This window comes from Haloglomus irregulare, assembly GCF_007421925.1.
In the GTDB taxonomy this organism is placed as follows: Archaea; Halobacteriota; Halobacteria; order Halobacteriales; family Haloarculaceae; genus Haloglomus; species Haloglomus irregulare.
The window spans coordinates 1-7,229 of the sequence record NZ_QMDX01000040.1; the positions used below are offsets into that span (position 1 = coordinate 1).

General features: G+C 50.5%; 9 protein-coding genes. 8 read left to right on the plus strand and 1 reads right to left on the minus strand.

Annotation, left to right across the window (positions count from 1 at the left end; translation table 11 throughout):
- The 3 genes from DP107_RS20985 to DP107_RS19355 form a co-directional block, all read left to right on the plus strand.
- The coding region (locus DP107_RS20985; RefSeq protein WP_238330971.1) for a hypothetical protein at positions 1–303 on the plus strand (303 nt) is incomplete at its 5' end.
- Between the two features lie 167 nt (positions 304–470).
- Positions 471–1,352, plus strand: a complete 882-nt coding sequence (locus DP107_RS19350) for a zinc-binding metallopeptidase family protein (RefSeq protein WP_144263716.1) — start codon at positions 471–473, stop codon at positions 1,350–1,352.
- 41 nt (positions 1,353–1,393) lie between these two features.
- On the plus strand, positions 1,394–2,179 hold the full coding sequence (locus DP107_RS19355) for an Rrf2 family transcriptional regulator (RefSeq protein WP_144263717.1): 786 nt from the start codon (positions 1,394–1,396) through the stop codon (positions 2,177–2,179).
- A 598-nt stretch (positions 2,180–2,777) separates the two neighbouring features.
- Here DP107_RS19355 and DP107_RS19360 read toward each other — a convergent pair.
- Entirely contained in the window at positions 2,778–3,455 is a 678-nt protein-coding gene (locus tag DP107_RS19360) for a hypothetical protein (RefSeq protein WP_144263718.1), read from the minus strand.
- Positions 3,456–3,681: 226 nt separating this feature from the next.
- Between DP107_RS19360 and DP107_RS19365 the strand changes: the two genes are divergently transcribed.
- The 5 genes from DP107_RS19365 to DP107_RS20990 form a co-directional block, all read left to right on the plus strand.
- Positions 3,682–4,005: a ribbon-helix-helix protein, CopG family gene (locus DP107_RS19365; protein ID WP_185977418.1), complete on the plus strand. Its 324-nt coding sequence runs from the start codon at positions 3,682–3,684 to the stop codon at positions 4,003–4,005.
- 300 nt (positions 4,006–4,305) lie between these two features.
- Positions 4,306–4,902, plus strand: a complete 597-nt coding sequence (locus tag DP107_RS19370) for a site-specific integrase (RefSeq protein WP_144263720.1) — start codon at positions 4,306–4,308, stop codon at positions 4,900–4,902.
- Positions 4,903–5,426: 524 nt separating this feature from the next.
- Entirely contained in the window at positions 5,427–5,762 is a 336-nt protein-coding gene (locus DP107_RS19375) for a hypothetical protein (RefSeq protein ID WP_144263721.1), read from the plus strand.
- 303 nt (positions 5,763–6,065) lie between these two features.
- On the plus strand, positions 6,066–6,326 hold the full coding sequence (locus DP107_RS19380; protein ID WP_144263722.1) for a hypothetical protein: 261 nt from the start codon (positions 6,066–6,068) through the stop codon (positions 6,324–6,326).
- Positions 6,327–6,529: 203 nt separating this feature from the next.
- A partial coding sequence (locus DP107_RS20990) for a hypothetical protein (RefSeq protein WP_238330972.1) occupies positions 6,530–7,229 on the plus strand: 700 nt, incomplete at its 3' end.

Genomic DNA, 7,229 nt, shown 5'->3' on the forward strand with positions numbered 1-7,229 from the left:
TCCGGGGAGGGTAACGCTCCGGGTAAGGCTATTACAGTACACTCACCCGACGAAAGAGAGCGCACCACAGAAACAACGCACGAACACAACGAAAGAGGGAATCCGACAACAGGAGCGGTTTACGTGGCCTCACAGATTCCGAATATCATCAATCCAGAAGAGGCGACGGAAGCGGAACTGTCTCACGGAGCCGTCACTGATACCTTCGACAAAAGCACAGTGTGGTTGTCGCAGGGTAATCATAGCTGGAGCTACGGAGAACGAGAGCCCACTGTAGATGGCTCTTCCTCTGCCGACGTTTAGGTTCTTAACATTCCACGGAGTTTGGCGGACAGTGTGACACATTTCAAAGAGTGAATACGTTAGAGTCGGTCAGACGAAGCAGTTGACGTTACTCCTCGTCGGTGCTTGAGCCTTGGATACCATCCCTTCCCAAAACATTTATTATATTGTACTACAGATAGGGATACGTGCCAAAAGGAACATCGCGGAAGAACCTCAAGCTGAACTCAGAAGTGTATACCAGAGCCGCTGACGCGAAGAACGATGGCGAGACGTGGGATGAGTTCATCCTTCGAGCGGTAGAAAAAATTGAGTCAGGCCCCTCCCGAGAAGCAAGTTCTGAAGAAACTCGTGAAGCAGTCCGAGAGGTACTTCGAGAGGAGCCGACTCGTGATTTGCTGTCGACCGAGATTGAGTCGGTCGTTGAGAATCGGATTGCTGATGACATCGAGACCGCAATTAGCCGAAACCCCCCGACAGAGACAATTCGAGAAGTGGTAGCTGATGTCCTCCATAGTGAAGGGGTCACATCGGAGCCCCTTCCGGTCGGCCGAGACTCCCACGATGACCTCGTTGAGGTTGTCGAGACTGCCCCCAGCCGGGAGTGGGTGGACAACTTCCTTGATTTGGTCGCAGAGTTAATTGAGATTACCGGAGTCACGCCGGACGACGAGCAGCTGGTCATGTCCATCCGGACTGACCAGAAGTCGCTGCCAATTAGCCTCGGCAACCGGTACTGCCTGAAAGGGTACCTCAAAGACGAGAAGCTGGGGGTGATTCTACCACACGGTAGTGCTGCCGTCGATGACCTACAAGAGAAAGGCGTCGATATAGGCCAATTTAATGGAGGTGAGGACCCGCCTCACTGGTACTCATTCTCAGCTTCCTCAGCCGATGACGTTACGCTGGGAGAATATCACGAGGATTGGCAGCGGGCTGTAGATGCTGAACGGGAGCGGGGGCATCGGCGGGTGCGAGGCGATGCGCACAAGCCAGCGGTATACCGAGCGGCTACTGATTCAAACTATCGACGGCGACTACTCAACGACGCAGGATTCGAGTTCAACTAATTATGACACGAGGACCAGAGAGAACGGTGAATCGAGCAGACGTGAAGGAGCAGTTCACACCGGGTATCCCCGAAACCGCAAAAACCCTATCGGGAAACTTCGACTGTCACCCTGATACGGTGATGAACCGTGCGAAAGAACTGGCAGTAGAGGGGGAAATCCAAACCAAAAAGCCCGGTGCGCGTGCCCGAGTGTACTGGATTCCGGCCCCAGACGTGACAGTGAACAGTAGCCTCATTCGGGACGAGATGTTCCGGTCGGGGAAGGACCCGGGTATCCTGCGTGTGATGGCCGACTACCTCAACAACGACACAGAACCCGTTACATCCGGTGAAATCGCGGAGAGGGTGGATGATTCACAAGACATCATCTACAACCGCCTCAGTAAGTTGGACGAGCGCGGGTGGGTCGAGAGTTTTAAAACAGGCTCTACCTCGAAGGTGTGGTGGCTGAACAAGGACAAACTCGAAGCGGAAAGCAAGGTAACTACCGGAACAACCAGTCTTTCACTCTCTGAGGCACTGAAAGACCATCTACGGGATGTAGCAGGAATGAACGAGAGAAGCGGCGTGAAAGGCGTCGAAACGCTCCACGGCGCGCTCCTATATATTTTGAAGAACCCATACGATGAAGAACAGATAGTCGAGGGCTACGAAGAAACCCTAACCGACCCTGTGAAGGTGAGTGACAAGACGCTTGAAGACATGAAAGCTCTGCGTGACGAGACCGGTTCACGAGACTACGAAGAAGCGATTCGCAAAGAGGCTAACATCGAGAAGCGAGATAGAGGGGAAGAGCCAATAGATGTGACCGACTTAGATGAGTGAACCCTGTTTTCCGATACTCGCCTGTTCGCTGGCCCCGGGATTCGGATTCGGCTCCTCGAACCTGTCCCAGCAGCATAGCTAATACGGGAACTCGGTGTCCCGATAGTCGCAGTCCCGCACAAGATACGCACTGTAACCGTTACATATCCTACCTGCCAACCCTTAGATAGATACCTTTGTCTCGCTATATTCGGTAGGAGTCTTGTAGACGACCTGTTGACTGAGCGTTTCCCCGAACCTTCCCAAAGCCCTTCACCCTCGTCTAAGCCTCAAGAATCGTCGGAGCAATCCCGTTCCTCGTCCTCGAACCCTACCCCTCACGCTTCACAGAGACGGAACCGCTCACGGGAGAATCGTACAACCATTGAAGTACCTACTAAGCTACCCGGTTTGCTCGGAATCGGCTAACCTCACGGAAGGATTGAATAACGCCGTTGTTACCGGGGAAACACACAAACCCAACAGTAGAGTGTTCAATACACTACTACTGTTACTGAAAGCAAGGGAGTTTCCCTTTAGTTGTTACTAAGGTAAAGGGGCTTGTAGGTAGTTCGTGTAAGCTATTCTACACGTCTCGACGAGTGAGTAACGCGCTCACCTACCCTTCTACCTTCCCTCCGGTAACAACGCCGTTATTCCGATTGCGATAGGCGACAATCCGTTTCACTATCTCGTCGGTAAACACTACAACGCGCTCACCGGCTTGTGTCTCTCGTATCTTTACGTCCTCGTCGCCTAAGGAATCGAGATAATCAATCACCCGGCTCACCGTCTGATTGTACACTGTGCCATCCTCACCGGCTGAGAGAACCCGTCTAAGCTCAGACGACTTGATTACTCTGCCTGCTGGAACACTCCGCGAATACTCGTGAATGTCCTTTGCGACGAAACGCGCTCTTTGCTGATTAGCAGATAGGTTCTCTTCCGCCAAGTGTTCGGGAATCTGTATAATGTCTTCTAAGGGTGTTTCCGGCTCCTGTAAGGCGGTTTTCCCCGTCTGAGGTGTGGGGGTTTCGTCGTTGCTATCGGGTTCCTCGTCGCTCTCTTCGCTTTCGAGGGTGGTAACTCGTTGCTTTATTTCGGCTCTCTCTTTCGCGCTCTCAGACTGTTGCTCAGATAGTTGCTCTTCAAGTTCTGCTATTCGTTCGTCCTTTTCCTCTACGCGCCCTTCAAGCGTTTCTACGCGCTCTACAAGAGCCTCAAACTCGTCTCTGCTAACGGTGCTACTCGGTTCGTGAGAGTAAGACTGATTACCCTCGGTGGTATTAGTGGGCATACGGGAACTCCTTTGCTGAGAGGAGTGGTGTGAACACTCCTCACCCGCCGTTTTCGACGGATACCCACAGGTTTCTGCCCCTCTAACTTAAATTATGGTGTCGCGTCTGACGCTGTTAGAATCCTCACACTCGGTGTTAGACTGGTGTTATAATCCTCATATTGAGTATCACATCCTAACACCGAACAGCAAAACCACTATACAACGCCAGTGCGAGAATCCTGTTATGAAACATCTCTCGGTGACAGTAGAGGAAAGCACACTTGAGCGGATTGATGAATTGAAAGAGGAGCGGGATGAATCTCGCTCACAGGTAGTACGTGATTTGCTCTCGAAGGGGCAAAGAGCCGACGAGTTGGAGAAAGAGTTGAATACTCTCCGGCAACGCCTCGAAACCCGTGAGGCGCGCATAGAAGAGCTTGAGCAACAGCTTACTCGTCGCTCGCAGATAGAGGAGAAGGTCGAAGAGGTGGCTCTTGAGGTACGTGAAGAGCGTGCGGAAAGCAACGCTCCGTTCTTTGTCAAGTGGTATCGCTGGTTTCGGGATTGAAGTGTCAAATATTTGAAAGTCGGAACCGCAGTTAATATTTGAGGATATTTTTTCTCGCGCTCCGGTTGTCAGAGAGTGGTTTTCGGTTCGGCAAGAATATAAAAAATTGATAAGTTGCTTGAGCGAAAGCGCAAATCAATTCTGTTGCTCTCGAAACAGCATAACCGCTTTAGTATACAAGTCGTGTATTCCTTCTCGCACGACAACGCTTAGACGGCTTATAGCAGGTATTTGGCTCAGACGAGAGCCACAACACACTGAATCAAAGCACTTTTTACACGGAAACTATATTATCCGTGTATGGTGCGAATAGACGATTCCGGCGACGAAACGAAATGCTGGCTCAGCTATCCAGACGAAATAGACGCGCTCGCACGAGAAGCGAGAGAAACAGACTGGGAACGACGTATCGCTATTCTCCTAATGGGCAAAGTTGGCCTACGCGCTTCAGGTGTTTCAACAGCCAAACCTCAAGGGTTGCGACACAACGACGAGGGAGAATACTGGGAATTGTCTGTTGCTGGCAAAAACACGAAAGGGGGCGACAAGGCGACGAGAGACGCTTACGTTCCTGAGAGCGTGAAGCGAGAGCTTGAAAACTACGCCAAAGAGCGCAACATAGCTCCGTCTGAGCCTTACGTGAGCGTTTCTGTTGACTCAATACGTCGTTGGGTGCGTGAGGCGAGAGAACCGCTTACAGACGATAATGAGCGGTGGCAACACGTCTCCTCGCACGACTTACGGCGTAGTTGGGCTTCTCACCACTTAGTCGAAGAGGACGTGAGCGTGAGAGTAATGATGGATATAGGCGGGTGGAGTGATTACCAGAGCATAGAACCGTATTTGTCGAAGCCTACGCCTGCGAAAATTGGAGAAGAGCTTAACGGACTTCATTAACCAACAGGCTAACCGCAATACGGCTCCGGTGTTGGTTAAGCTGGTTGGCATTGTATTGGCATTTCAGGTTACTAACGGTAACTTGTCGCTTTCGCCCCGATTCTGTGGATAAAATAGCCTCTATTGCCGGAATTGATTCTATTTGAATCGTATTGACCCCTTTTTAAGTTTATTCTTATTACAAGCATAGTGAGGACAAACACCTTGTCCTCACCCCATATCGTCCGACGAATCTCTGTGGTTTGCCTGAGCCTCAAATCAGGCTGAAAGCTCTCACAGCTTTCTGACATAGTTAGAAGAGAATCACCATCTCTTCGCCCCCTCGCTCTGGTAGTCAGTATTTGATTACCAGAGCGGGAAAGGGGTGATTCCCAAATGTCAAACAACCAATACCATCACGTTGCCCTACAACCCGAAACCTATGAGCAACTTGTCGAATTTCAGAAAGATTATTTCAAAACCGACAAAGTACCGAACGGAGAGGCCGTAGAAGTCCTTATTAGAGAATATAACGGAGAAGAACAATGACTAACAGTTTTGACTTAACCGAGACAGCAGAGCTTTCAGAATCACACAACGGAGAGAACGTAGAACATTTAGCCTCAAAAGTCAGAAATGCCTCACCGGAGTTTGACGGCTCAGATACTCAACAGGACGTTATTAGAGCCGTCTTGTCTGACTATCTCACGGAGCTATCCGAAGCCTCAGAACAAGCCTCAGAGCTTCAAGAGGCGACGAGAGAGCGTTTAGGACTAACAGAGACAGCAGAGGCTTCGGATACGTCACAAGGCGATTCTCGGGGTAGTCAAACGGAAGCTGAAGACAAACAAGAGGAAATCCGAAACCGTATTCTCGATTAATTATGGCTCGCACAGAGACAGTAGAAGTATACCTTCCGATTGAGCTTTTCAAAGAATTGAGAGACGGGGAGATTGAGCGGCTGGGGAATCGAGAATTTACCAACCGACGAGGGGGTAATAACACGTATGCGGGTAATGGGCCTGTTGCTCAATTACTCTTAGAAGTCCTCTTAGGCTCACGTAGCAACCTATCAGATAGTTTATATGATGGGCGGAAACTTGAGCCAACAGCAGAAGGACAGATTACGATAGACGAGAAGCCCCGAGCCGACGACGGAACCTTTACATCAGGAGATTAATACTATGAAGCTTGAATTAACTGATACACTTGAGTACAACGGTGAGAGCTTTGAATACGAGAAACAGTATTTCACCAGAGGATTGATGAATCAAGCCGTGAGAGTATATCAAAGCGACGACGGAAGCGAGATACACTATGACCCTCAGACGGGCTTAAAGAAAGTTGTAGACCCTCAGGGTTCGTCTAATCGTGTAGAAGTATCCGACGACGAAACCGGCTCAGACTCGGTACTTCTCGAAGAATCGGGGCATAGAAGCTATTAACACTGAATAATCCGGCGGTAGTAGCTCTATACTTGTGACTAACAAGGTTTAAGAGCTTGAGGGAAAGGCTGAGGTAGCCTGCCCACAGGAAGAAGCTTAGTCACTAATTCCTACGGGTTGTGGCCACTTAAAGGTTATGGGTAGCTCACAAATAGGTTACTCGTAACTTATCAGCCTCCCTCCGCTGCCGGGGGAGGTTACAAATGACAACAACACCACTACAATTTACAGATACAGACGGTACGGAAGGGTCGCGCGCCTGTGTTTACCCCAACAAGAATGAACCGCTTGAACCAGAGATAGACGACGAACAAAGACAACCTGTGCGCTCAGCGTTTTGGGAAACCTCACTTATTGAACCGGGTACATACTCAGCAATACCCGACAGATTCCGTGAGGGGAAGCGCATACAGACGAGAGAAGAGATAGCACAGGCCCAACAGAGAGAGCTTCGAGGACGGATAGCCTCAGCAGAGTCTAATGGCTACCCTCGCAATTCCAAAAAGAAATATCGACGTATCCTCGAAACTGACAGAAGTTGCCAGAGCGCGTTTAGCAACTTACATACCGTTATGTTGTCGCTCCGGCAATCTCCTCGCTCCTCAGGGAAATGGATTCCCCCGCTTTCCCTGATTGCTGAGCTTTCCGAAACCGTGAGGAGCTACGTGATACCCGCCCTACGTCGGGCGATTCCTCACGACTTCGAGTATGCGGTAGTCCTCGCAGGAACGGATACCTACGCAACGCCTCACGCTCACGTCTATCTGTGGGTTGACGGAGCCGTTTCGTCAGGCGATTTATCTCACGTTGTCGAAGGGTACACGGAGCGGTGTAGATACGCCCCGGATTCCGGGGAGGGTAACGCTCCGGGTAAGGCTATTACAGTACACTCACCCGACGAAA